This window comes from Paracoccus litorisediminis (assembly GCF_009711205.1).
Lineage (GTDB): Bacteria > Pseudomonadota > Alphaproteobacteria > Rhodobacterales > Rhodobacteraceae > Paracoccus > Paracoccus litorisediminis.
The window spans coordinates 121,433-146,914 of record NZ_WMIG01000002.1; the positions used below are offsets into that span (position 1 = coordinate 121,433).

25 protein-coding genes are annotated in these 25,482 nt (G+C 63.6%); 7 read left to right on the plus strand and 18 right to left on the minus strand.

Going from position 1 to position 25,482, the window contains the following annotated elements:
• The first annotated feature begins 180 nt into the window (after positions 1–180).
• Positions 181–945: a WecB/TagA/CpsF family glycosyltransferase gene (locus tag GL300_RS05920; RefSeq protein WP_155038675.1), complete on the plus strand. Its 765-nt coding sequence runs from the start codon at positions 181–183 to the stop codon at positions 943–945.
• Here the strand turns inward: GL300_RS05920 and GL300_RS05925 are convergent.
• The 5 genes from GL300_RS05925 to GL300_RS05945 all read right to left on the minus strand — a co-directional run bounded on the left by GL300_RS05925 (position 933) and on the right by GL300_RS05945 (position 5,726).
• A complete protein-coding gene (locus tag GL300_RS05925) occupies positions 933–1,970 on the minus strand; it encodes an ABC transporter ATP-binding protein (protein ID WP_155038676.1) in 1,038 nt (345 codons plus the stop codon). The genes GL300_RS05920 and GL300_RS05925 overlap by 13 nt on opposite strands.
• On the minus strand, positions 1,967–2,749 hold the full coding sequence (locus GL300_RS05930) for an ABC transporter permease (RefSeq protein WP_155038677.1): 783 nt from the start codon (positions 2,747–2,749) through the stop codon (positions 1,967–1,969). Before GL300_RS05930 ends, GL300_RS05925 begins: the two co-directional genes overlap by 4 nt.
• The gene (locus tag GL300_RS05935; RefSeq protein WP_155038678.1) at positions 2,746–3,594 is read right to left on the minus strand and encodes an ABC transporter permease; all 849 of its coding nucleotides are present in this window, start codon (positions 3,592–3,594) and stop codon (positions 2,746–2,748) included. Before GL300_RS05935 ends, GL300_RS05930 begins: the two co-directional genes overlap by 4 nt.
• A 51-nt stretch (positions 3,595–3,645) precedes the next feature.
• Positions 3,646–4,752: an ABC transporter substrate-binding protein gene (locus GL300_RS05940; protein ID WP_155038679.1), complete on the minus strand. Its 1,107-nt coding sequence runs from the start codon at positions 4,750–4,752 to the stop codon at positions 3,646–3,648.
• Positions 4,753–4,886: 134 nt separating this feature from the next.
• On the minus strand, positions 4,887–5,726 hold the full coding sequence (locus GL300_RS05945; protein ID WP_155038680.1) for a fumarylacetoacetate hydrolase family protein: 840 nt from the start codon (positions 5,724–5,726) through the stop codon (positions 4,887–4,889).
• 146 nt (positions 5,727–5,872) lie between these two features.
• Between GL300_RS05945 and mutS the strand changes: the two genes are divergently transcribed.
• The gene (mutS, locus tag GL300_RS05950) at positions 5,873–8,509 is read left to right on the plus strand and encodes a DNA mismatch repair protein MutS (RefSeq protein WP_155038681.1); all 2,637 of its coding nucleotides are present in this window, start codon (positions 5,873–5,875) and stop codon (positions 8,507–8,509) included.
• On the opposite strand, the gene GL300_RS05955 is transcribed toward mutS, so the two are convergent.
• The 5 genes from GL300_RS05955 to GL300_RS05975 all read right to left on the minus strand — a co-directional run bounded on the left by GL300_RS05955 (position 8,501) and on the right by GL300_RS05975 (position 13,928).
• Complete coding sequence (locus tag GL300_RS05955) at positions 8,501–9,868, minus strand: glycosyltransferase 61 family protein (protein WP_155038682.1); 1,368 nt, start codon at positions 9,866–9,868, stop codon at positions 8,501–8,503. The genes mutS and GL300_RS05955 overlap by 9 nt on opposite strands.
• 47 nt (positions 9,869–9,915) lie before the next feature.
• On the minus strand, positions 9,916–10,641 hold the full coding sequence (locus GL300_RS05960; protein WP_155038683.1) for an Ntn hydrolase family protein: 726 nt from the start codon (positions 10,639–10,641) through the stop codon (positions 9,916–9,918).
• A gap of 87 nt (positions 10,642–10,728) precedes the next feature.
• Positions 10,729–11,535: a transglutaminase family protein gene (locus GL300_RS05965; RefSeq protein ID WP_155038684.1), complete on the minus strand. Its 807-nt coding sequence runs from the start codon at positions 11,533–11,535 to the stop codon at positions 10,729–10,731.
• A gap of 15 nt (positions 11,536–11,550) precedes the next feature.
• A complete protein-coding gene (locus tag GL300_RS05970; protein WP_155038685.1) occupies positions 11,551–12,510 on the minus strand; it encodes an alpha-E domain-containing protein in 960 nt (319 codons plus the stop codon).
• Between the two features lie 11 nt (positions 12,511–12,521).
• Positions 12,522–13,928 carry a circularly permuted type 2 ATP-grasp protein gene (locus GL300_RS05975; protein WP_155038686.1) on the minus strand — a complete coding sequence of 469 codons (1,407 nt, stop codon included), beginning with the start codon at positions 13,926–13,928 and terminating at the stop codon, positions 12,522–12,524.
• A 400-nt stretch (positions 13,929–14,328) separates the two neighbouring features.
• On the opposite strand from GL300_RS05975, the gene GL300_RS05980 reads away from it, so the two are divergent.
• Positions 14,329–14,568, plus strand: coding sequence for a hypothetical protein (locus tag GL300_RS05980; RefSeq protein WP_155038687.1), 240 nt, complete (start codon positions 14,329–14,331; stop codon positions 14,566–14,568).
• Between the two features lie 186 nt (positions 14,569–14,754).
• On the opposite strand, the gene hspQ is transcribed toward GL300_RS05980, so the two are convergent.
• The 5 genes from hspQ to GL300_RS27045 form a co-directional block, all read right to left on the minus strand.
• The gene (hspQ, locus tag GL300_RS05985; protein ID WP_155038688.1) at positions 14,755–15,087 is read right to left on the minus strand and encodes a heat shock protein HspQ; all 333 of its coding nucleotides are present in this window, start codon (positions 15,085–15,087) and stop codon (positions 14,755–14,757) included.
• 72 nt (positions 15,088–15,159) lie between these two features.
• A complete protein-coding gene (locus GL300_RS05990; RefSeq protein ID WP_155038689.1) occupies positions 15,160–15,906 on the minus strand; it encodes a metallophosphoesterase in 747 nt (248 codons plus the stop codon).
• 65 nt (positions 15,907–15,971) lie between these two features.
• Positions 15,972–17,561: a phosphoglycerate dehydrogenase gene (gene serA / locus GL300_RS05995; RefSeq protein WP_155038690.1), complete on the minus strand. Its 1,590-nt coding sequence runs from the start codon at positions 17,559–17,561 to the stop codon at positions 15,972–15,974.
• A 117-nt stretch (positions 17,562–17,678) separates the two neighbouring features.
• Positions 17,679–18,833: a phosphoserine transaminase gene (locus GL300_RS06000; RefSeq protein WP_155038691.1), complete on the minus strand. Its 1,155-nt coding sequence runs from the start codon at positions 18,831–18,833 to the stop codon at positions 17,679–17,681.
• Between the two features lie 76 nt (positions 18,834–18,909).
• Positions 18,910–19,032: a hypothetical protein gene (locus GL300_RS27045; protein ID WP_281353107.1), complete on the minus strand. Its 123-nt coding sequence runs from the start codon at positions 19,030–19,032 to the stop codon at positions 18,910–18,912.
• On the opposite strand from GL300_RS27045, the gene serB reads away from it, so the two are divergent.
• From serB to GL300_RS06015, 3 genes are read left to right on the plus strand one after another with little or no spacing between them, the layout of a single operon-like run.
• On the plus strand, positions 19,025–19,900 hold the full coding sequence (gene serB, locus GL300_RS06005; protein WP_155038692.1) for a phosphoserine phosphatase SerB: 876 nt from the start codon (positions 19,025–19,027) through the stop codon (positions 19,898–19,900). The two genes, GL300_RS27045 and serB, sit on opposite strands and share 8 nt — an antisense overlap.
• Positions 19,901–19,954: 54 nt before the next feature.
• Positions 19,955–20,647, plus strand: coding sequence for a CDP-alcohol phosphatidyltransferase family protein (locus GL300_RS06010; protein ID WP_155038694.1), 693 nt, complete (start codon positions 19,955–19,957; stop codon positions 20,645–20,647).
• 52 nt (positions 20,648–20,699) lie between these two features.
• On the plus strand, positions 20,700–22,172 hold the full coding sequence (locus tag GL300_RS06015; protein WP_155038695.1) for an ABC transporter substrate-binding protein: 1,473 nt from the start codon (positions 20,700–20,702) through the stop codon (positions 22,170–22,172).
• Positions 22,173–22,230: 58 nt separating this feature from the next.
• Here the strand turns inward: GL300_RS06015 and GL300_RS06020 are convergent, their stop codons facing one another.
• The 3 genes from GL300_RS06020 to GL300_RS06030 all read right to left on the minus strand — a co-directional run bounded on the left by GL300_RS06020 (position 22,231) and on the right by GL300_RS06030 (position 24,644).
• Positions 22,231–23,145: a lytic transglycosylase domain-containing protein gene (locus tag GL300_RS06020; protein ID WP_155038696.1), complete on the minus strand. Its 915-nt coding sequence runs from the start codon at positions 23,143–23,145 to the stop codon at positions 22,231–22,233.
• A gap of 84 nt (positions 23,146–23,229) precedes the next feature.
• Positions 23,230–23,769, minus strand: coding sequence for a hypothetical protein (locus tag GL300_RS06025; protein ID WP_155038697.1), 540 nt, complete (start codon positions 23,767–23,769; stop codon positions 23,230–23,232).
• Between the two features lie 134 nt (positions 23,770–23,903).
• Positions 23,904–24,644: a L,D-transpeptidase gene (locus GL300_RS06030; RefSeq protein ID WP_155038698.1), complete on the minus strand. Its 741-nt coding sequence runs from the start codon at positions 24,642–24,644 to the stop codon at positions 23,904–23,906.
• 314 nt (positions 24,645–24,958) lie between these two features.
• Here GL300_RS06030 and GL300_RS06035 point away from each other — a divergent pair, with 314 nt between their 5' ends.
• On the plus strand, positions 24,959–25,213 hold the full coding sequence (locus GL300_RS06035) for a GlsB/YeaQ/YmgE family stress response membrane protein (protein ID WP_155038699.1): 255 nt from the start codon (positions 24,959–24,961) through the stop codon (positions 25,211–25,213).
• Positions 25,214–25,482 lie beyond the last annotated feature (269 nt).

A 25,482-nucleotide genomic window follows, 5' to 3' on the forward strand; every position in this document is an offset into this window, starting at 1 on the left:
AAACAACTGCTGCGCGTATTCTGAATATCGAATCCTGCGCGATCCACCAAATGCTATCACCGCTAACAGGCCTGCCTTTTTCGGCAGAATCCTTCTGCGGGTGCAAAGGCGGCGCTTGTCTGAAACGGCGGGCTGTGGATGGATTGGGCAAGGCCATCAGTTCGCGGTGCAGGAAAAGGCATGGAATTCACCTTCCCCGACGACCGCAAGGTCCAGATCAATTGCCGCGATGCGGCAAGCCTGCTGACGCAGGTCGGACAAAACCTGACCGAAGGGCGCGGATTCGCCTTGGCCACGCTGAATGTCGATCACCTGCAGCGACTGGCCGAGGATGCGGGCTTTCGCCACGCTTACGCCCAACATGATCTGGTCTGCGCCGACGGCAATCCCATCGTCTGGCTGTCGCGGCTGGCCGGGCGACCGGTCAGCCTTGCGCCCGGTTCGGATCTGGTGCTGCCGCTGGCCGGGGTCGCGGCGCGGCAGGGCCTGCCCGTGGCACTGATCGGCAGCAGCAATGAGTCTCTGGCGCTGGCCTCGGCTGCGATGCGCGCGCGCGTTCCCGGCCTGGCCGTGGCGCTGACCCATGCCCCCGGTTTCCCCTTTGACCCAGCCGGGGCCGAGGCCGATGACATCATCGAAAGCATCCGGCAGTCAGGCGCGCGGCTGTGCTTTCTGGCCCTTGGCGCCCCCCGGCAGGAACTGTTCGCCATTCGCGCCCGCGATGCGCTGGGGAATGTCGGCTTCGCCTCGATCGGGGCGGGTCTGGATTTTCTGTCGGGACATCAGCGCCGTGCGCCGGGATGGGTGCGGCAGGCCAAGATGGAATGGGCGTGGCGGATGCTGTCCAACCCGAAGCGGTTGGCCGCGCGCTACGCCAAGGGCTTCACCATCCTGCCCGGACATGCCGCCGCCGCGATCCGCTTGCGCAGGCGTCAGGCCCCGTGAGGCAGAACCAGCCAGCTTGACCCCTGGGTCGAGATATGGACGGCCTCGCCCGGTTCGGGCAGCGCTGCGGATGGCGCATTGAAGCGGTCCAGCACGATCTCGCGTCCGGCGACCCGCATGCGCAACCGCTGGACCGAGCCCAGGAACTCGACCCCGGTGACCTCGGCCGGGATACCGTCATCGGCCAGGGACAGCCCTTCGGGCCGGGCAGCAAGGCTGACGGCCGAGGGCACGGCGCGGCCCAGCGCAAATTCGGTGCCCGCGACACGCAGGCGACCGGTAGGGGCATCCAGAACCTCGGCATCGAAACGGTTCAGCGTGCCGACGAAACCCGCAACGAAATCAGTGGCGGGCTGGTTGTAGATCTGGCGCGGCGTGCCGGTCTGATCGGCAATGCCCTTGTGCATGACCACGATCCGGTCCGAGATCGACAGGGCCTCCTCTTGGTCATGGGTCACGAAGATCGTGGTAATGCCCAGCTGCTGCTGGATCTCTCGGATCTGGTTGCGCAAGCTGACGCGGATCTTGGCGTCCAGAGCCGACAAGGGCTCGTCCAGCAACAACACGCGCGGGCGCGGAGCCAGCGCGCGCGCCAAGGCTACGCGCTGCTGCTGACCGCCCGACAGCTGCCACGGAAAGCGCGCGCCCATCTCGGGCAGGCCAATCAGCTCCAGCATCTCGGTCACGCGGCCCGCACGTTCGGCGCGCGGCACGCCCGCGACCTTCAGGCCAAAGCCCACATTGTCGGCGACGGTCAGGTTCGGGAACAGCGCATAGGCCTGAAACACCATGCCGATCTGGCGCTGATTCGGGCGCAGCCGGGTCACGTCCTGCCCGTCGATCAGGATGCGGCCAACGCTGGGTTCCTCAAAACCCGCGACCATGCGCAGCACCGTGGTCTTGCCACAGCCCGAGGGGCCAAGGAAGGACACGAACTCGCCCTTCTCGACATTCAGGTTGAAGTCATGGACGACCTTGGTCGAGCCAAAGGATTTCTGCAGGTGATCGAGGTTCAGAAAGCTCATTTCGCGGTCTTTCTCACGCCCGCCAAGCGGGAGATCAGTTGCATGACACCCATGCAGCCCCATGTGGCGGCAAAGGCGATGACGGCCAGCGCCGCGGGCTCATAGGCGCGGTTCGCGCCCAGCAGCTGCATGTAGGGGCCAAAGGCCGGGCGGTTCAGCAGCGCCGCCATGGTGAATTCGCCGATGACGATGGCGAATGACAGGAACGCCCCCGACATCACCGCGCCCAACACATTGGGCAGGATCAGGCTGCCGATGATCCGGGTCCAGCCCGCGCCTAGCGATTGCGCGGCCTCGGTCAGGCTGCGAACGTCCAGCGTCGACAGGCCGGTATCGACGGCGCGGTACATGTAGGGCAGCGCCAGCGTGGCGTAACCGCAAAGCAGCAGCAGGTTCGTCCCCGAAGCCGTTCCGGTCAGCGGCAGGATCGACGAGGTGTTGTAAAGCCGGATATAGCCGAAGACGACGACGATGGCCGGAATGACCAGCGGCAGCAGGGTGATGAACTCAATCACCGGGCGCAGGCGCGGCAGGCGCAGGCGCACCCAATAGGCGGTCGGCACCACGATCAACACACCCAGCACGATGGTCAGCAGCGCCATGACCACCGAGTAGCTGAAGGTCGCACGAAACTGCGGATCGGCCAGCACCGAGCGATAGGCGTCCAGCGAATATTCCCCGCGCCGCATCCGCAGCGAGAATTCGACCGTCCCGATCAGCGGCAGCAGGAAATACAGCCCGCCAAAGACAATCGCCCCCCAGGACCATATGCGTTTCATCGCATCCACCTCTCGGCGCGCGAGCGCATGATGACATAGGCAAGGTTCGCGAGCCCGGTGACCACGATCATGCCAAAGGCCATGGCATAGCCCAGATGTGGGTCCTGCAGCACGTCGCCCCGGATCTGCGCGAACAGCATGATCGGCACGATCGACAGCGACGATCCGGTCAGCGCATAGGCCGTCGCCACCGCGCCGAAGCTGTTGGCGAATAGCAGCGCGAATGTCCCCAGAAGCGAGGGGAACAGGATCGGCAGCGCCACCATGCGCCAATATTGCCCGCTGCTGGCGCCCAGCACCTCGGCGGCCTCGCGCCATTCGCGTTTCAGCCCCTCCAGCGCGGGGGTGATGATCAGGATCATCAGCGGGATCTGGAAGAACAGATAGGTCAGCGTCAGGCCCCAGAAGCTGAGCAGGTTGAAGCCCATCGCGTAGATATTGATGCCGAACCATTGTTTCAGCAGCATCGTCACCAGCCCGACCCGACCCAGCGTCGCGATAAAGGCGAAGGCCAGCGGCACACCGGCAAAGTTCGAGGCCACGCCGGAAAAGGTCATCAGCGGTGCCTTGATCCAGTCGGGCACGCCGCCCATCACCACTGCCGCGGCCATCGCAAAGCCAATCAGGCACCCAAGAAGCGCCGAGGCCAGCGAGACCTTGATCGAGATGGCAAAGCTGTCGACGATCCGGGGCGAGGCCAGCCCGGCCAGATTGGCCAGCGTGAAATGCCCCTCGGGATTTTGAAACGCGCCTATGACGATGTTCATCGTCGGCAGGACCAGAAACAGTCCCGCAAAGGCAAGAAAGGGCACGATGCCCAGCCAGTTCCAGCCAAACCTGCTCATCATTGCCCCGTCAGATGCTGGCCCCGCCCTGAGCGGGCGGGGCCGTTGGCCTTATTCCTTGACGGCAGCGCCGACGACCGAATCCCAGCCCCCGGTCACGACCTTCTTGTTGGCTTCCTGCTGTTCCAGCGTCGGGAAAATCGCCTTTTCATAGGCCGAGGCCTCGGGAAGCGCGTCCAGCAGTTCCTGCGGAACCTTGCCGGCCTTGACCAGATCGTTGAAGCGGATCGGGTGGCAGTAGCCCTTCAGCCAGCCCAGCTGACCTTCGTCCGAATACAGGTATTCCATCCACAGCTTCGCGGCATTCGGATGGGGCGCATAGGCCGAGATCGCCTGCACATAGACGCCCGCGACGACGCCATCCTCGGGGATGATGACTTCGACCGGCGGGTTGCCCTTCAGCCCGTCGCGCCAGGACAGCAGGTTGTAATCCCATGCGGTGACGATCGGGGTCGCGCCCTGCGCGATGGTCGCGGATTTGCCGATGACCGGAACGAAGTTCCCGGCCTTGTTCACCTCGGCCAGCAATTCCATGCCCTTCTGCCCCGAGGCTTCGCCCGGCTCGCCGCCATTGGCGATGCCCGCCGCCATGACCGAGATGATCGCCTGCGCCGAGGCGCGCGGATCGCCGGCCAGCGCGAAAGCATTGGCATATTCGGGCTTGCTGAGGTCTTTCCACGATTTCGGCGCGGCATCGACCAGATCGGTGTTCACGCCGAAAGCCATGACCCCGTAATAGTCGCCATACCAATAGCCGTCGGCATCCTTGGCATCATCCGGGATCGTGTCCCAGGTGGCGACCTTGTAGGGCTGGATCAGCCCCTCGGCTTTGGCTTGCGGGCCGAAGGACAGGCCCACATCGATCACGTCGGGGGCCTGCGGGCCCTTGTTGTCCTTGTTGGCGCGGATAGCCTCAAGCTCATCGGCCGAGCCTGCGTCGGGGTTCAGTTCGTTGACCTTGATCTCGGGGTATTTCTTCTTGAAGCCCTCGATCACCGCGCCATAGCCGCACCAGTCATGGGGCAGCGCGATGGTGGTCAGCATTCCTTCCGCCTTGGCGGCGGTTTCCAGCGCGGCCAGATCCTGGGCCGATGCCGCCCCCGAGGCTACCAGCGCGATCAGAGCGGCAAGTCCGGTCGCGGTCGAGTGAATCGTCATGTCGCAAACTCCGTTCCATCTGTGCCGCAATGGGCGGCATCCCGTGCCACCTAGCGACGCCCAGTGACAGTGTTGCGACACAACCGCCTGCGAGGCAAAGCTAATTTTTCGCGTGCCCGCAGATTTCGCGCCCCTTACGGGATCAGCGTGACCGAGGCCCGCATCGTGCGACCGGCCAGGTTGTATTCGGCCTCGATCCGGTGACCGGCCACAGCCGGGGCGAAAGCGGCAAAGGCCCCCAGCGAGATGATCGAGCCCGCCTTGAGGTCGTAATGCCCCTGCTGAACCAGCCACAGCACCACGTCCAGCGGATGCCCCAGCAGCCTGTCGCCACGCGAAATCGCGACGGTCTGGCCGTTGTTTTTCAGCGACACGCCCAGCTTGCCCAGATCCTCGACCGGGTTTTCCAGTTCGGAAATCGCAATGCTGTCACCCAACACGCCCCGCCAAGGCGCACCGCCATAGGCGGCCATGATCGGACCGGTTGGAACCGTCCCGCGCGAAAAGGCGATATCGGGCAATTCGATAAAGGGCCGGACGTCGCGTAGGGCGGCGGCAACCTCTTCGCGGGTGGTGGCGTGCATGATCGCCGGATCGCCCACGGTCACGACCAGATCGGCCTCGTAATGGGGCATGCGGCTGCCCCTCAGGCTGAGCCTGCTGCCATTTGGCAGCAACATCGGCCCGAACAGCGCCCCCGAAATCGGTTCCTCGACCCCGAAGCGGTCGCGCACATCCTGCGAGGTGAAGCCGACCTTCACCCCGACCGGCGGTCCCAGTTCTGCCTCAAGCACGGACCGGAAGCTGGTATAGGCGCAATTCGCATCGTCCATGTTGCGCACCACCGGGTCGGGCAGACGCTGCCCCGCGATCCAGCCCCGCGCCGCGTTCTGCATCAGCGACACATCCGGGCAGGCGGCATCGGCCGCCGTCACGCAGCACCCCATAACTGCGCCCAGAATCAACGCCTTCATCTGTCCCTCGACCAATCGGACTTTTGCGCGACGATGCATGAAGCCAAGGTTAGTGTCATCCAGAATTACGCAACTATACCGCGACATGGTTTGCATCCGTGGCGTCATCCCATAGAAGGACTTACCCCGAAGGAACAGGCCGAAACATGAGCGATCAACCCACCCCGATGATGGCGCAGTATCTGACGATCCGCGAAGCCAACCCGGGGGCGCTGCTGTTCTATCGCATGGGCGACTTCTACGAGATGTTCTTTGACGATGCCGTCGCCGCAGCCGTGGCGCTGGACATCGCCCTGACCAAGCGCGGCACTCATCTGGGCGAGCCGATCCCGATGTGCGGCGTGCCGGTCCATGCCGCCGAATCCTATCTGCTGACCCTGATCCGCAAGGGTTTCCGCGTCGCCATCGCCGAACAGATGGAGGACCCCGCCGAGGCCCGCAAGCGCGGCGCGAAATCCGTCGTCGCCCGCGACGTGGTGCGGCTGGTCACCCCCGGCACCCTGACCGAGGAAACGCTGCTGGAAGCGCGGCGGCACAATTTCCTTGCCAGTTTTGCCCATGTCCGCGACGATTCCGCGCTGGCCTGGGTCGACATCTCGACCGGCGAGTTCCGGGTGATGACCTGCCCGCCTGCGCGGCTGGCCCCGGAACTGGCCCGCCACGCCCCGCGCGAATTGCTGGCCGCCGAGGGGTCACAGCTTGACGACATCGCGCTTGAGGCAGGCGCCGCCCTGACCGAACTGCCCGCAGGCAGCTTCGACAGCGCTGCCGCTACCCGCAGGCTATGCGCGCTGTTTCACGTGGAAACGCTTGAAGGGTTTGGGAATTTCACCCGTGCGGAACTGGCCGCAATGGGCTCGATCGCCGACTATCTGGAACTGACCCAGAAGGGCCGGATGCCGCTGATCCGCCCACCCGTGCGCGAGGCCGCGGGCGGCGCGATGCAGATCGACGCCGCCACCCGGCGCAACCTTGAACTGACGCAGGCCCTGTCCGGCGGGCGCGAGGGCAGCCTGCTGGCCGCCATTGACCGCACGGTGACGGCGGGCGGCGCGCGGTTGCTGGAACGCCGGATCAGCGCGCCTTCCCGCGACCTGGACCTGATCCATGCCCGCCAATCCGCCGTTGCCCATCTTGCCTCTGAACCCCGCCTGACCGCCGACCTGCGCGAGGCCCTCAGCCGTGCCCCCGACATGGACCGGGCGCTGTCGCGCATCGCACTCGAACGTGGCGGGCCGCGCGATCTGGCCGCGATCCGCGCCGGGTTGACGCAGGGCACGGCCATTGCCGCAATGCTCGGCTGCGACGACATTGCCGTGCTGGAGCAGGCCGGGCGCGACCTTACCGGCCACGATGCGCTGATCGACCTGCTGGATGAGGCGCTGGTGGCCGAGCCGCCGCTGCTGACCCGTGACGGTGGCTTCACTGCGCCGGGCTATGATGCGGATCTGGACGACACCCGGCGTCTGCGCGACGAGGGCCGTGGCGTCATCGCCAGCATGCAGGCCGATTATATCGCCCAGACCGGGGTCACCAGCCTCAAGATCAAGCATAACAACGTCCTGGGTTATTTCATCGAGACCACCTCGACCCATGCCGAACGCATGCTTGCCCCACCGCTGAACGAGCGTTTCATCCATCGCCAGACCACCGCCAACCAGATCCGCTTCACCACGGTCGAGCTGTCGGAACTGGAAACCCGCATCCTCAACGCCCGCGACCGCGCGCTGGAGATCGAGCGCGAGATCTTCGCCCGGCTGACCCGCGCGGTTCTGGACCGCGCCGGACCCATCGGTCAGGCCGCCCGTGCCTTGGCCGAGATCGACCTGACCGCGGCCTTCGCCGATCTGGCCTCGGGCGAGGGCTGGACCCGGCCGCAGGTCGATGCCAGCCGCGCCTTTCAGATCGAGGGTGGCCGCCATCCGGTCGTGGAACGCGCCCTGAAGCGCAAAGGCGAGGCCTTCGTCGCCAATGACTGCGCTCTGACGGCGGGGGAAACCCCGGCGATCTGGCTGCTGACCGGTCCGAACATGGCCGGTAAATCGACCTTCCTGCGCCAGAACGCGCTGATCGCCATTCTGGCACAGGCGGGGGGCTTCGTTCCCGCCAGCCACGCTCATATCGGCATGGTCAGCCAACTTTTCAGCCGCGTCGGCGCGGCGGACGATCTGGCGCGCGGGCGCTCGACCTTCATGGTCGAGATGGTCGAGACGGCTGCCATCCTCTATCAGGCCGACGACCACGCGCTGGTGATTCTGGACGAGATCGGGCGCGGCACCGCGACCTGGGACGGGCTGTCGATCGCATGGGCGGTGATGGAGCATCTGCATGCCAAGAACCGCTGCCGGGCGCTGTTCGCCACCCATTACCATGAGATGACCTCGCTCTCGGCCCGCCTGCCCGGCGTCGAAAACGCCACTGTCGCCGTGCGCGAATGGGAAGGCGAGGTGATCTTCCTGCACGAGGTCAGGAAGGGTGCCGCCGATCGCAGCTATGGCGTGCAGGTGGCGCGGCTGGCCGGACTGCCGCCCTCGGTCGTCGAGCGCGCCCGCGAAATCCTGCACCAGCTGGAAAGCGGCGAGGATGAGGGCGCGGGCAAACCCGCGGCATTGCTGGACGACCTGCCGCTGTTCCGCAGCGCCCCACCCCCTGCCCCGATGGCGAAACCCAAGCCCTCGGTCGTCGAGGAGCGCCTGCGCGCGCTGAACCCCGACCAGATCACCGCACGCGAGGCGCTGGACCTGATTTACGAGCTGCGCGAAGGGCTGATCGCGTCAGACTGACCGCGACACGGATGGCTTGCTGATCGCGGCCATCCGCTCATCCACGATCTGCAGGATGCGGTCGGTCGCGCGCTTGCCGATCTTGACCCCCAGATGTCCCTCGGCCATCGGCGGGACAAGGTCGGGGTCATCGACACCAGCAATATCCGCGAAAACCGTGTCGTAATGGCATCCCGATACATGGGCATTGGCCAGGAAATCGCCCCAGCGATGCATCTGCGTCTGACGCGTGCCGATCTCGATCACCAGGGAATCCGGGTGGGAATAGGTCATGTTCGCCAGCCCCGCACCATGCGGCGCAATGACGATATCGGCGGCCTGCATGGCGGCGATCTGCTCCAACGGGGACAGATGCTCAAAGACCACCACTTCGAAGCCACGGCTTCCGAGTTCTTCCAGCAACGGCTCGTGCCCGACAAGCCCACGCGCGCGGGCGTCTCCGGACTCGTCCCGGCCCATAAAAACCAGCTTTGGCATGCCTTTGATGATGTCCGCAGACAGTTGGCCCAAAGCCTGTTCGCGCAGCATGCGCAGGCTTGAATCGAACGAGGCCTTGGAGACCTCCTTGCGATAGGAGTTGTCAGAGTTAAGCTCATGCCATTTCGGCTCGTCAGAGACCGAGACGCAATCGTCGATCCGTGGATCGCGGACCTGATACAGGTAGTGACGATGATTGTAGACCGAACGGACGCGCTCATATTTCGTGCCGCTGGTCACGAAATTCACGCGATCCGCAAGGCTTGGGTAGATCGCCGAAATAAAGCGACTCAGGAAACCCTTGATATTATCCTGCGGCAGGTGAAGGTTGATCGGCCTTCCCGACTTGTCCTTCACGAAATGCGCCAGACTGCCCAGGGTCTCGGTGGTGAAATGGTAATAGTTGAAGCCGTTCTTCAACTCGATGGCGATATCCAGATCGTTGCCCTTGCCCTTCCACAGTGCGGGCGTCAGCGTGCCGTTGTTCCTTGCACGCCGAAACGCGGATTTGATCCGGCTCTTGCGCCAGTCGGCATTGTTCTGGACATCGACCTTGTTGCGAATGCGATCGCCAGAGGCACCGTTCAGCCAGAAACGGCCGTTGATCATCGCGAAGGAATTGCGGAACTCGGCATTCTCAAGCACGACAGGCGCCGAGTTGATCTCCATGATCGCCTTGAAACGCTGCAGCTGCTGACGCTCGATAACAAGCTCTTGCAGGTCGTTGATGGTATCGCTGTCACTTCCGGCAAACAGCCGGACGGTTGCGCCTGCAGCCGGTCGCATGACCCAGCCCTTGCGGGGCGGAATGTAATACATCCCTTCGTGCAGCGAAGGCATGTGAAACATGTCCATCGGGGGCCGGCGCAATTCCAATGCCATTCAGGCGCTCCTTCTGATCCAGTACTCGGTCCCGCGGAAGGGCGAGCTCAGAGGCTTACATTTCCAAAACTCTCGCGCAATGCCGCCGACCACGCCGCTGACATCGCGGCGAAGGCGGGGTCGCCGTCGAGAATGCGGCGACGCTGCGAGATGCGCAAATCGTCGCGGGCGATCACCGCCAGATCCAGCGGCATGCCCACCGAAAGGTTCGAGCGCAGCGTCGAATCCATCGACAGCAGCACGGCCTTTTGCGCATCGGCAAGGCTGGTTTCCGGCGTCACCACCCGGTCGAGGATCGGCTTGCCGTATTTATGCTCGCCGATCTGCAGGAAGGGCGTGTCCTCGGTCGCCATGATGAAATTGCCCTGCGGATAGATCAGGAACAACCGCATCTCGCCGTCGCGGCGCTGTCCGGCGACGATCATGCTGGCGCTGGCCTGCTGGTTCAGATCGCGGGTCTGTTCGGCAATCTCGCTCGTGGTGCGATGCAGGGTTTCGCCGATGATCGAGGCGACCTGCAGCATCGAGCCCGCCTTCATGATCGAGGTCGTCTCATCGGCATCGGGGTTCTCGATCGCCTCCTGCAGACGACCAAGGGTGGTCTGGGTGACCGACAGGCTGCCCGCGGTCATGATCGCAATCACCCGCTCGCCCGGCTCTTCAAAGAAGAACATCTTGCGATAGGTCGAGATATTGTCCAGCCCGGCATTGGTGCGCGTGTCCGACAGCAGCACCAGTCCCGCATTCAGTTTCAGCCCGACGCAATAGGTCATCTTCCGGATCCCAAGGCTCGCTTCCCGGACCTGAATAGGCCCAGCCGCCCGGGCACGCAACTCACGGTCACGCAAACCGGGGGTGGGCTATTGCTGGATCTCCTCGACATGCACCCGCACGTCGAGGCTTTCGATGCTGATGCCAAAGGCCATGCCGCGCACCGGCGCCGCGTCCTGCGCGTCATAGCCCGAACCCAGACGCACGTAGCGCTCATCGGGGCAGCAGGCATTGGCGGCGTCGAAGCCGACCCAGCCCAGCGATCCGACATGGATCTCGGCCCAGGCATGGGCGGCGTCATGGGGTTTGCCGCCGACGCTGGTATGCAGATAGCCCGAGACATAGCGCGCCGGCAGGCCGCGTTCGCGGGCGCAGGCGATCAGCGCATGGGCGTGGTCCTGACAGACCCCCTGCCCCAGCTCCAGCGCCTCGGCCGCCGAGGTCACGGACTCGGTCGCGCCGGGCGTATAGGCGATGGCCTTGCTGACCGCAGCAGACAGCCGATGCGCGATGTCCAGCGCGTCCTCTCCCTGAACCGAGGCCGCCAGTTCCTTCAGGCCCGCATCGGCCTTGGTTGCGGGGGTGCTGCGCAGATAGACGATCGGGCTGACGCTTTCACGATGGCCTCGCAGGACGCCGGCGGTGTCGCGGGTCTCGATCAGGCCTTCGATCTGCACGGTCACTTCCTCGACCGGACCACGCACGGTCCAGCCCTCGATCCAGTCCCCGGCCCCGTCGCGGAATGCCGCGCCGCGCTGGCCACCGCTGACCGAGATGCGCCATTCGCTGACCCGCTGCCCCTCATGGACCGAAGGCGTCAACCGCAGGCTTTGCACCAGCGCCTCGACCGGCGTGTCGTAGCTGTAACTGGTCTCATGGATGATCTTCAGTTTCATCGGCGCGTCCTCCCCCTACATCCGGCCGCTGAAATAGTCGTCCTGCACCGCATCGGCGATGACGCCGATCTCATTGATGAACCAGCTGAGAAACTCATGCAGGCCTTCGTCAAAGATCGCGTCGATATCGCGTGCCATCAGCTCCTCCAGCGTCTGGCGGGCGCGCAGGGATGCCGTCGCAGGCACCGTCTCGCCATAGCGGCGGGTCAGACCGTCAAGGTTCCAGACCGCCTCATAAAGCGAGGTCAGCAGCGAGCGCGGGCTTTCCCCGTTCAGGATCAGGAAATCGGCAACCTTGTTCGCGGTGACCTCACCGCCATAGGCCCAGTGAAAGGCGCGATGCGCCGACAGCGCGCGCAGGATCACCTGCCACTGGTAATTGTCCAGCCCCGAGCCGACGAACTCGACCCGCGGCAGCAGCACGAAATATTTCACGTCCAGCAGGCGCGAGGTCGCGTCCGCCCGTTCCAGCGAATAGCCCAGATTGATGAAATGCCAGCCGTCATTGCGCAACTGGCTGGCATTGATCGCGCCGCGCACCGTCGCACCGTGCCGGGTGGTGAAATCGGTCAGCTGCGCCGTGTCGATATCGCCGCGCGGCCGGGCGACCAGCTGGCGCAATTCCTGAAACGCGGTGTTCAGCGCGTCCCAGACCTGATTGGTCAGCGCGGTGCGCACGATCCGCCCACCCTCGCGGGCCTTTTCAAAGCAGGAGGCCACGGATGAGTGGTTCTGCTTGTCAAAGAACAGCCAGGATTCGATGTTTTCCTGATTGATGCGATCGCCGTAATGCTCGGCGAAGGCGTCCTGCGCCCCCGAGGCGCGCAAAAGCGATTCCCATTCGTTGCGGTAACCTTCCTCGGTATTGGGCAGCAGGGTGATACGGGCGCCCACATCAAGAAGCCGGGCGGCGGTTTCCGCGCGTTCCAGGTGGCGGCCCATCCAGAACAGGTTGGCGGCGGTGCGGCTAAGCATGGATGCGTCCCTTATTCCGTCAATACCCAGGTATCCTTGACCCCGCCGCCCTGCGACGAGTTCACCACCAGCGAGCCTTCGCGCAGCGCCACCCGCGTCAGCCCGCCGGGGACCAGCTCGACCCGGTCGCCGCACAGGCAGAAGGGCCGCAGGTCGACATGGCGGGGCGCGATGCCCTCATCGACAAAGGTCGGGCTGGTCGACAAGGCCAGCGTCGGCTGGGCGATGTAATTGCCCGGATTGGCCTTGATGAGTTCGGCGAAGCGGGCAATCTCCTCGCGGGTGGCTTTCGGGCCGATCAGCATGCCATAGCCGCCCGAGCCGTGGACCTCCTTGACCACCAGATCCTTGAGGTTCTCCATGACATATTTGTAGTCGTCGTCCTTCCACAGCGTCCATGTCTGGACGTTCTGCAAAAGCGGCTCCTCGCCCAGATAAAAGCGGATCATCTCGGGGACATAGGTGTAGATCGCCTTGTCATCGGCCACCCCCGCGCCCGGCGCCGAGGCGATCGACACCCCGCCCGAGCGATAGACATCCATCAGCCCCGGCACGCCCAGCATGGAATCCTTGCGGAAGCACAAGGGGTCCAGATAGGGATCGTCGATCCGGCGATAGATCACGTCGACACGTTTCGGCCCCTGCGTCGTCCGCATGTAGACAAAGCCGCCATCGACGAACAAATCGCTGCCCTCGACCAGCTCGACGCCCATCAGGTTGGCAAGGAAGCTGTGCTCGTAATAGGCGCTGTTGTAATGGCCCGGCGTCAGGATGACGATCGTCGGCGTGCCCTCGCATTTCGCCGGCGCGACCGAGGCCAGCGTCCGGCGCAGAAGTTCGGGATATTGGTCAACCGGCTCAATGCGGTTGTTGCGGAACAGACCTGGAAACATCCGCATCATGATCTCGCGGTTTTCCAGCATGTAGCTGACACCCGAGGGCGTGCGGCAATTGTCCTCAAGCACGAAAAACTCATCGCGACCGGTGCGCACGATGTCGATGCCGACGATATGGGAATAGACCCCGCGCGGCGGCACGAAACCCACCACCGCCTTTTCATAGGCCTCGTTCTGAAAGACCAGCCGGGCGGGGATGCGCCCGGCGCGGATGATCTCGGCCCGGCCGTAAACATCGCGCAGAAAGGCGTTCAGCGCACGGGCGCGCTGCTTGATGCCGCGTTCCATCTTGCGCCATTCGCTTTGCTGAAAGACGCGCGGGATCATGTCGAAGGGGATCAGCCGGTCGGGATCGCCGCCCTCGCCATAGACCGCAAAGGTGATGCCGATGCGGCGAAACAGCGCCTCGGCCTCGGCCTGTTTCATCTGGCGCATCTCGGCGGGCATCGAGGCGACCCAGTCGGACAGCATCGCGTATGGGGCGCGTACCTCTCCGCTTTCGATCATTTCATTATATGACATCGCACCCCCTCAACCCGCATTTCTGCCCATGATCTTCGCAATCGTGGGCGAACTGTCCATCCAGCCAACAGAAATTGCGCAAACGAAGTTCCTGATGGCATGGTTCCAAGCAGGCATTGCCGCAAATTCAGGCATCCGCCGCCAGTCGGACCATAGGCGGCACGCAGCACGCAGTCGCCGGGCGAATTCGATGAAATTCCAAGGCAATTTCGCCGTAGGATTCACGGAATCGGAAGCAGTTCGGCCCTAGACCGGGATCCGTCGAGGCTTGGGAACTGGTCATGCTGATTACATTGTTGCCACAGCCGGACAACGTCCCAGTCGGCACCCACAAGCCAAGGCTGGACGCCGTTCCCATGCTGTTCAGAATTATGCCGGATGTTGTGCCCGGACCGACGGAATGACCGCCCTATCGGACGACCGGCAACCGATGTTTCACACGATCTTCACCGCCCATCCCCTGCCCGTTCGGCGGGCGCATGGTTTGTTGCGTCAGCGTTTTACGTCCCTTGCCGAACCAGATGCGCTGTCCCGGCTGGAACTGGCACTGACCGAGGTGCTGGACAGCATCTGCACGCGCAGCATCGACCGCGCCAACAGTGCGTCCTTCGCGGGATCGAGGGAATTTCCTGCGCCATGACCGATGACAGACCTGCCCTAGACCCGTCTTGCTTACTCACGCGCGAATTGCCCAAGGACAGCCTCGATTGGACGGGGGGCCAGCAACTGCACTGTATCCGCGCGGGGCGGCACAACTATCTTGGCTTAACCGTGCCCGCGGATCACAGCCTGTCCGACTTGCCGCCACCAATGCAATGAAGGCGGGTCAGTTCAGCCCGACCTGCAGCGGATAGCGGCCATCCTCGAACTCGCCGAACATCTCATCCACCTCGGGATGTTCCAAGGGCTCGCCCGAGACATCCGGCATCAGGTTCTGCTCGGAGACATAGGCGACGTAATAGGTCGCCTCGGTTTCGGCATAGAGGTGATAGAAGGGCTGATTGCGCGAGGGGCGCGATTCCTCGGGGATGGATTCGTACCATTCCTCGGTATTGGCGAATTCCGGGTCGACATCAAAAATCACACCGCGAAACGGATGCTCGCGGTGACGGACGACTTGGCCCAGACTGTATTTCGCGGTTATGGACGGAATCCGCATCGTGCCTTCCTTTGACGCTGCGCCTCATAGCGCGGCCAGCCCGCGCTGTCCACCTTGGGGTGAATCGCGCCCCTAACGGGGCGGCGACACATGGTGTACCGGCAAGCGACCCTCATCGGACAGGACATGGATGCCACTGTCGTCAAAGACCACGGCGCTCAACGGCCCGTCATAGGCGGCGCCGGTATCAACGGCCAGACGGTTGCCGAAATGGGTGACCTGCTCGACCACCGTATGGCCGTGGACGACAAGGATGCCGTGATCGGTCGCATCGTCCAGAAATCCCTGACGTATCCAGACCAGATCATGCTCGGCCTGCTGGGTCAGCGGAATACCGGGCCGGATACCCGCATGGACGATCAGCGCCTGCGGGATCAGGTGCCAGAGCGGCAACCCGTCCAGCCATTGCAGATGCGCCTCGGGCACCGCCCGCATCAGGTCGGTGTGGATATCGGCATGGCTGCGACCTTCGGTCCCGATCCCGTATGAGGCCAAGGTCTGCGCCGCGCCCAGATTGGCATGGTCGATCCAATGCCGACCCGAGGCCAGACCCGGATCGACCCATTCCGGCGTATTGGCAAATCGTGGCAGAAAGCGGTCGTGATTGCCCTTCAGCACCACCCAGTTCCGCCCCTCGGCCTGTCCACGCATCAGGTGATCGACGACACCACGCGAATCCGGGCCCCGGTCGATCAGATCGCCGACATGGATGATTTGACCGCCGCCACCATGTGCGGCGTCATCCTCCGCGATCCGCTCATGCGCCGCTTTCAGCAGCTCCAACTGGCCGTGAATATCGCCGATGACATAGCTGCGCATGAAAGCCTCCGCATGAAAAAGCCCCCGGAGGTTACTCCGGGGGCCGTCAGGTGCAAGGTCGTGGATCAGACTTCGAAGTTGATCGGGCGGACCTGGATGAATTTTCCGGTCGCGCGCAGAGCCTCGATCACCTCGGGCTTCAGTTCTTCGTCCAGATACAGGATGGCAATCGCGTCATCCCCGGCCTTGGTCCGGCCAAGGGTGAAGTTCGCGATGTTCACGCCCAGATCACCCAAGGTCGTTCCCAGCGCACCGATCACGCCCGGAACGTCCTTGTTGCGGGTGTACAGCATGTGCTCACCGATCTCGGCATCGACATTGATGCCACGGATCTGGATGAAGCGCGGCTTGCCATCGCTGAAGACGGTCCCGGCAATCGAACGCTCACGCGTGTCGGTGACGACGGTGACCTTGATATAGCCGTCAAAGATGCCCGATTTCGCCTGCGTGGTGGTCGCGACCTGCACGCCACGCTCGGTGGCGATGACCGGGGCCGAGACCATGTTCACGTCCGGGTTGGTGGCCTTCATCACGCCCGAGATCACCGCAGCGTTCAGCGCCTTCAGGTTCATCTCAGCCGAGACGCCATCGTAAAGCACGTTGATCGCCTTGATCGGCTCATCGGTCATCTGACCGATAAAGGCACCCAGATGCCCGGCCAGCTTGATCCACGGCCCCATGACGGCGGCTTCCTCGGCGGTGACCGAAGGCATGTTCAGCGCGTTCTGGACGGCACCGGTCAGCAGGTAATCGGCCATCTGCTCGGCCACCTGCAGCGCCACGTTTTCCTGCGCCTCGTTGGTCGAGGCGCCCAGATGCGGCGTCACGACGACATTCGGCAGACCGAACAGCGGGCTTTCGGTCGCAGGCTCGGTCGCGAAAACGTCCAGAGCCGCACCGGCGACATGGCCCGACTTCAGCAGCTCGGCCAGCGCTTCCTCGTCGATCAGACCACCGCGCGCGGCGTTGACGATGCGCACGCCCTTCTTGGTCTTCAGCAGGTTCTCGCGCGACAGGATGTTGCGGGTCTTGTCGGTCAGCGGCACGTGCAGGGTGATGAAATCGGCCTTGGCCAGCATCTCGTCCAGCTCGACCTTCTTCACGCCCAGTTCCAGCGCGCGCTCTTCCGACAGGAAGGGGTCATAGGCCAGAACCTTCATGCGCAGTCCAAGCGCGCGGTCGATCACGATCGAGCCGATATTGCCCGCACCGATGATGCCCAGCGTCTTGTTGAAGACCTCGACGCCCATGAAGCGGTTCTTTTCCCACTTCCCGGCATGGGTCGAGGCGCTGGCCTCGGGCAGCTGACGCGCCACGGCGAACATCAGCGCGATGGCGTGTTCGGCCGTGGTGACGCTGTTGCCGAAAGGCGTGTTCATCACGATCACGCCCTTTTTCGAGGCCGCCGGAATGTCCACGTTGTCGACACCGATGCCGGCGCGGCCGATGACCTTCAGGTTGGTCGCGCTTTCCAGCAGCTTCGCCGTCACCTTGCTGGCCGAGCGGATCGCCAGACCATCATACTGACCGATGATCTCGGCCAGCTTTTCCTTGTCCTTGCCGATTTCCGGCAGGTAGTCCACTTCGACGCCGCGATCGCGGAAGATCTGGACGGCGGTTTCCGAAAGCTTGTCCGAAACAAGAACCTTGGGCATTTCTTTATCCTCTGGATATGCGGGGTCGGCGTCGCGCCGCGCGCACCGCAAGTCAGCTTCTTTCTTGTCTAAATATCCCGGGGGTCCGGGGGCAGCGCCCCCGGCCCGGCAGATCAATCAGGCTTCGACGGCCTGCGCTTCGATCTCGGCGTTGAAGGCGTATTCGATCCAGGGCATCAGCGCCGCGACATCGGATGCCTCGACGGTGGAACCGCACCAGATCCGCAGACCGGCAGGCGCATCGCGATAGGCACCGGCGTCCAGCGCCACACCCTCTTTCTCAAGACGTTTCGCGACAGCCTTGGCGAAGGCCGCACCATCCTTGATGCGCGGATCGGTGAATTTCAGGCAAACCGAAGTGGTCGACGCAGTAGCCGGATCTTCGGCCAGATCGGCGATCCAGTCGCGGGTGGCGATGAAATCACGGATCGCCGCGGCATTGGCATTGGCGCGGGCTTCCAGCGCCTTCTGACCACCCAAGCTTTTCGCCCATTTCAGCGCGACCAGATAGTCTTCGACGCATAGCATCGAGGGCGTGTTGATCGTTTCGCCCTTGAAGATGCCCTCGATCAGCTTGCCGCCCTTGGTCATGCGGAAGATTTTCGGCAGCGGCCATGCCGGAACATAGCTTTCCAGACGCTCGACCGCGCGGGGCGACAGGATCAGGACGCCATGCGCGCCCTCACCGCCCAGAACCTTCTGCCAGCTGAAGGTCACGACATCCAGCTTGTCAAAGGGCAGGTCCATCGCAAACGCAGCCGAGGTCGCGTCGCAGATGGTCAGGCCTTCACGGTCGGCCGGGATCTTGTCGCCATTCGGAACGCGCACGCCCGAAGTGGTGCCGTTCCAGGTGAAGACCACGTCATTGTTGAAATCGACTTCGGCAAAATCGACAATCTGGCCGTAGGGAGCCTTGCGGGTCGTGGCGTCCAGCTTCAGCTGTTTCACGACATCGGTGACCCAGCCTTCGCCAAAGCTTTCCCAGGCCAGCATCTCGACCTTGCGCGGGCCAAGCAGCGACCACAGCGCCATCTCGACGGCACCGGTATCCGATGCCGGAACGATACCGATGCGGTAATCCGCGGGAACGCCAAGGACCTCGCGGGTCAGGTCGATGGCTTCGGCAAGTTTCGATTTGCCAATCGCTGCACGATGCGAGCGGCCCAAGGGCGCATCAGCAAGCATGTCGAGCGAGAAATTCGGAATCTTCGCGCAGGGGCCCGAAGAGAAGCGCGGATTGACCGGGCGCGCAGCCGGAGCAGTCATGCTCATATGTGTAGCCTTCCAGCTAGATAGCGCCGCGTTGGGGCGGCGTGTCCCGCTGACGGCCATATAACCCGCCCATGATTCAGGCAAGAATTTTTTCGTTTCCTGCCCAAAACATTTTAATCGCCCCCGCTTCATTGAAGCCGCGCGCCGCTTTGGCTAGTCCTTCGCGCAACATTCCTTCCCCGGAGCGCCCCATGTTCACCGTCACCGTCCTTGCCGCCCCGCAACGTGCCAATCTCAGCCCCGCGCTTGTCGACGAATTGCGACAGGACTGGAATGGTGGCCCGGTGATCTGGCTAAACTCTGGAATCGCTGCCGAATTCCCGCTTGAAACCCAGCCCGCGAATTTCTGGCAGATCTGGGAAATCCTGCAGGGCAAGGGCTTTGACCTTGCCATCCAACCGACCAAGGGGCGCCGCAAATCGGTGCTGCTGGCCGATATGGATTCGACCATGATCGATCAGGAATGCATTGACGAGCTGGCCGATGTCGCTGGCGTCGGCCCCCGCGTCGCCGAAATCACCGCCCGCGCCATGAACGGCGAACTGAACTTCCACGAGGCGCTGATCGCCCGCGTCGGCCTGCTTTCCGGACTTGCGGAAACCGCGATTGGCGAGGTTCTGGACAGCCGCATCACCCTGGCAGCGGGCGGGCGGCAACTGGTCGCGACAATGCGCGCCCAGGGGGCCTATGCGGCGCTGGTCTCGGGCGGGTTCACCGTCTTCACCGGCCCGGTCGCCGCTGCACTGGGTTTCGACGAACACCGCTCGAACGAGCTTCTGGCCGATGAGGGCGTGCTGACCGGTCAGGTCGGCCTGCCGATTCTGGGCCGCGAGGCCAAGGTGGAGGCGCTGGAGGCAATCACCGCCGCCCGCGGCCTGACCCCTGCCGATGTCATCGCCGTGGGTGATGGTGCGAATGATCTGGGCATGCTGCAACTGGCGGGCAGCGGCGTCGCCCTTCATGCCAAGCCCGTGGTGGCCGCGCAGGTCGATCTGCGCATCAATCACGGCGACCTGACCGCGCTGCTTTACCTGCAAGGCTATGGCGCAGAAGAATTCGAGAACTGATCGCCCCCGATCACGAACTTGCGAATTTGTCTGTTCAGTGACAGAAGCGAAGTCATGACACTTCGCTTCAAAGCCCTGTCCGTCCACCTGCTGACCGCCACCGGCGCGGTCCTGTCGATGCTGGCCCTGCTGGCCGCGGCGAATGCCGAATGGTCGCAGATGTTCTTCTGGCTGGTCATCGCGCTGATCGTCGACGGAATCGATGGCCCTCTGGCCCGCCGCTACCACGTCCGGGTGAACTGGCCGACTTATGACGGGGTCCTGATGGACCTCATCATCGACTACCTGACCTATGTCTTCATCCCGGCCTATGCGCTGTTCAAATCCGGGCTGCTGCCCGGCTGGACCGGCTGGATCGCGATCATCGCCATCACCTATGGCAGCGTGCTCTATTTCGTCGATACCCGGATGAAGACGGTGGACTATTCCTTTGCAGGCTTCCCCGCCTGCTGGAACATGCTGGTGCTGGTCCTGTTCGCGCTGAAACCGAATTTCTGGATCATCCTTTTCGTCGTGGTCGCCCTGACAGCCACGATGTTCACCAATGTCAAATTCATCCACCCGGTTCGCACCCAGCGCTGGCGGGCGATCTCGCTGCCGGTGACGATGGCCTGGGTCGGCTTTGCGGTCTGGGCAGTGCTGGTGGATTTCCACCCCGAGAGCTTCGCGCGCTGGGGTCTGCTGATCACCTCGCTCTGGCTAAGCTGCGCGGGCTTCCTGCAGCAACTGACCCAGAAGCGGGCTTGATCCCACCGGAATTTGGCTGAAAAGCTGGCGCGGACAGGCGGCCGGAGGAAACATGCTGCAGAAATTCTTGCAAGCGGCGGCTTTGTCCGCCCTTCTGGCTGCGCCCGCGCTGGCGGCGCAGGACACCATCACCCTTGGCATGGTGCTTGAGCCGCCCCATCTCGACCCGACCGGAGGCGCTGCCGCTGCCATCGACGAGGTGGTCTATGCCAATCTGTTTCAGGGCCTGACCCGCATCGGCCCCGATGGCAGCGTCCAGCCCGACCTTGCCTCCAGCTGGGACGTCGAGGATGGCGGCAAGGCCTATGTCTTTCACCTGCAGCCCGGCGTGACCTTCCATGACGGCAGCGCCTTCGATGCGCAGGATGTGATCTTTTCGCTGGACCGGGCGCGCGCGACGGACAGTACCAATGCGCAGAAGAACCTGTTCGAAGGCATCGACAGGATCGAGGCGCTGGACCCGCAAACCGTCCGTGTCAGTCTGAAGGCCGCCGATGGCGCATTTCCCTTCAAGATGGCCTGGGGCGATGCGGTGATGGTCGATCAGGCGAACATCCCCCAGATCGCCACACATCCGATCGGCACCGGCCCGTTCCAGCTTGGCGAATGGAAGCAGGGCGACCACATCACGCTGCAAGCCTATGACGGCTACTGGGGCAAGAAACCGGCGCTGAAAACCGCGACCTTCCGCTTCATCCCCGACCCGACCGCCGCCTTTGCCGCAATGATGGCGGGCGATATCGACGCCTTCCCGATCTATCCGGCACCGGAAACCCTGCCCCAGTTGCAGGCCGATCCCCGCTTCAAGGTGCTTGTCGGCACGACCGAGGGCGAAACCATCCTTGCGATGAACCACAAGAACCCAGCGCTGGCCAATGCCAAGGTCCGCGCCGCCATTGCCCATGCCATCAACCGTCAGGACCTGATCGATGGCGCGATGTTTGGCTATGGCACGCCCATCGGCACGCATTTCGCGCCGCACAATCCCGATTACATCGACCTGACCGCGCAATCGGCCTTCGATCCCGATCAGGCCAAGACCCTGCTGGCCGAAGCTGGCGTCACCGACCTGACCCTGCGCCTTGCCCTGCCGCCGCCGCCCTATGCCCGCCGCGGGGGCGAGATCGTCGCAGCCCAGCTGCGCGCCATAGGTATCCAGACCCAGATCACCAACATGGAATGGGCGCAATGGCTTGAGCAGGTGTTCAAGAATGCCGATTACGACCTGACCATCATCAGCCATGTCGAGCCGATGGATATCGGCATCTATGGCCGCCCCGGCTATTATTTCAATTACGACAACCCGGCCTTCAACGAGGTGATGGACAAGCTGTCCGCCGCCACCGACGCGGCCCAGCGTTCCGACCTGCTGAAACAGGCGCAGCAGATCATCGCCGATGATCATGCCAATGCCTTCCTGTTCCAGCTGGCCAAGACCGGTGTCGCAAAAGCCCAGATCGAGGGCTTGTGGGAAAACGCCCCAATGCCCGCCAACGACCTGACCGAGGTTCGCTGGGCGGACTGACCCACGTTTTCTTCGTTTCTGAAATACCCCAGCGGCGCTGCCCCCGGGCGGTGCCCGTTCAGTTCTTCAGCACGATGCAGCGCCCGCCGAAACTGCGCAGGCGCGAGCAGAAGGCATAGGCCTCGGTCCGCGAGGAATAGCCGATCTGCGCGGTATAGACCCTACGCGGCCCACCCGAGATCTTGCGCCGCACATAGCTGATCCGCTTGCCGCCAAGGATCGGGCGCAGGGTCTTGTTCAGACGCGAGACCTGGCTGTTGACTCCGGACTGGCTGGGATGGGTGGCAACGATCACGCCCCAGGGCCAGACACGCTCGGGCGTCTTGAACTCGCGCAGCTTGCGGCTGGCGGCCAGATCGATGCAGGCGGGCAGGAACGGGCGCTGCTTGTCCAGCCGCAGGTCCATCTCCTTGGGCGGGCTGTCGCGCCAGACGGCGGCAGTCATCCCCGTGATCGCCTGCACGTAATCCTGCGTCTCCCAGGGCAGGCCACCGCCATTCGAGACATAGCGCGAGGCGCGGTTTTCGCCGCCGTTATAGGCGACCGCTGCCAACCCGATATTGCCGAAACCGTCGGTCAGGCTGCGCAGATAGCGGGCCGAGGCGGCAATCGCCTTGGCCGGATTGAACGGATCGTCCAGCCCAACCATCTCGGCGGTGCCCGGCATGAACTGGGCGATGCCCTGCGCGCCGACCGGACTGATCGCACCGGGCTCGAACAGGCTTTCCTTCCACAGAAGCCGGGCAAAGAAATGCGGATCGATGCCGTTATGCCCCGCCGCGCGCTCAATTGCAGAACAGACATCGGGCACGTAATTCGCGACCGAGATGCAGTAGCGCCCGTCATCCGTGCAGCGGCTTTTCGGCGAGGAGACCTGTGGTGCAGGCGTCCCGTTCACCGCGTCCACGGCCTCATAGGCCCCGACCTGGGCGGCTGAAAAGGCGGCAATAAGGGCGATGACCAGAAAACGCATGAGTTACTCACAACGGCTGCACTGTGGCGCGGCCTTCAGTTAGCAGGAACCCGGCCCGATGAAAACCGCGGGCTGGGACGGATCTCAGGCCTGAGCCGCGGCCTTTCCGCCCACCTTTCCAGCAGGCGTAGACTTGCGCTCGGCCCTCTCGGCTTCCTTCACGCGGATCTTTTCGGCCTTTTCGGCCAGCTTGCGGCGCTTGTCCTCAAGCTTGGCGGCCTTTTCCTCCAGCTTGAGGCGGCGCTCCTCCAGCTTGTCGGCCTTGGTCGGCTTTGCGGGCTTCACCGGCTTCTCGGCACGGGCGGGTTTTTCAGCGTGGGCGGGCTTGGCCGGGGCTTCGTCACCTTCTGCCGCAGGCTCGACCACCTTGGCGGGTTTGGCCCGCTTGTCCTTTTTCGGGCGGGCCATCCGCGCCAGCTTCTCCTCGGAAGCGCGGTGCAGCGCCTGCGCCAGCTCTTTCCTGACGGCAGCCTCGGTCGCGGCGGCTTTCACCCCACGCAATTCCTTCATCAGCGCGGCCAGTGCGGCATCGTCCAGAAGTTTCAGCGCATCAGGTCGGGTCTGCTCGTTCGGCGCCTCGGGATTGGCCGGGGCTGCGGGTTTTTCTTGGGCATTCACGGCCATTCAAACGTCCTCGTGGCAGGTCATGCGATGAATCTGCCATGCCACGGGAATCCGCTCCAGAAAAAACACCCCGGCCTTGCGACCGAGGTGCATTTCGTGGGCGTATTGTGGCCGGATTACGGCCAAAGCAGCCCTTAGGGGGCAGCCGTCGCGGTCGTGGTCTGTGCGGCGGGCACAAGATAGCCGTCCGGCGTCTGCACAAGCTGGCCTTCCAGCGCGACGCTTTCCCCGTGCGAGCGCACCTTGACGCGGGTGCCCGAAGGGATCTCGCCGAACAGGTCCATCACGTCCTGGTTGAACATGCGGATACAGCCGGCCGAGGTCGCCTTGCCGATGGACGAGGGGTCCATCGTGCCGTGGATGCGATACATCGTGTCACGGCCACCCTGATACAGGTAGAAGGCGCGCGACCCCAGCGGGTTGTCGATGCCACCCGGCAGGCCGTTTTTCAGCGGGCCATACAGGTCGGGCATGGTGCGCACCATGTTCGAGGTTGGCGTCCAGCTGGGCCATGCCTGCTTGCGGCCGATCGTTGCCCCGCCTGCGAAGTTCTTGCCGGCCTTGCCGACGGCGACACCGTAGCGCATCGCCTCGCCCGGCGCGATGACGTGGTAAAGGTAGCGCGCATAGGGATCGACGACGATCGTGCCCGGCGCCTCGGACCCATTATAGGCGACGCGTTGACGGGTGTTGCGGTCGGTCAGGTAGGCGTTGCGGACGGCGTGTATCTCGATCGGCTGTCCGTTGGGTCCGGAATCGGTACGGGCACCATAAACGCCACTGGCCACAGAGGACCGGGTTGGTGTCGTGGTCTGCGTGGGCGCACAGGCCGCAAGGCCCAGTCCCATCGCCAGCATCAGCGAGGCTAGTCGCATCGGGCTTTCCCTTCTTTACTCGGCTGCGCGACAAGGGCGCGGCCGGTGGCAGCAAAAAAGACATAGGAAAACAGGAATCGCCGAGCAGAGCGGATTCGAGTCTTATGTCTACAACAGTCGTCTGACCCCGCCAGCCGTCAAGTGCAACCCTGCGCGAGCCGCTTTTTCGGTTAACCACTGTTGCTGTTTCGCTGAAAACGCGACGTTTCGAAAAAATTCCTGCATCCCACGGGAACCGCAGACGAAATTGCGTGTTGAATGCGCGATCTGCGGCCGGAATGTCCGACTGCGGGTCTGAAACGAGGGAGCAGGACATGACAGTTACCTCACTCATCATCACCCTGATCATCGGGGCGATTGCCGGTTGGCTCGCCAGTATGATCGTCAAGGGACACGGACAGGGCGTGCTGACGAACATCATCGTCGGCATCGTCGGCGCATTGATCGCCGGCTTCCTGTTCCCCGCATTCGGATTCGGTACCACCAGCCCGGTTCTGGGCTCGATCATTTCCTCGACCATCGGGGCAGTGATCCTGCTGTTGATCCTAAGGCTGATCAAACGCGCCTGAGGGCGCAGCCCCCGTCAAGGGGACAAGAGTTTCCCGTCGTCAGCCGACGATGTGGCCGCCTGAACCGGTTCGAGCCTGTTCGAACCGGAAAGGGTGGCAGTTAACGATCGACGAAGTAAGTCGTGTCGCCCCGCACCGCGGGGCCGTCGGGAAGGGTCGGCATTTGCCGGCCAAGCGGGCCGGGCTGAACTGCACAAGTCTCCTCGTGCAGTCTCAGCCCGGCTTCAGCGAAAAACGCGCTGGAGCGTGTGAAAAAGGGGGCCACATGG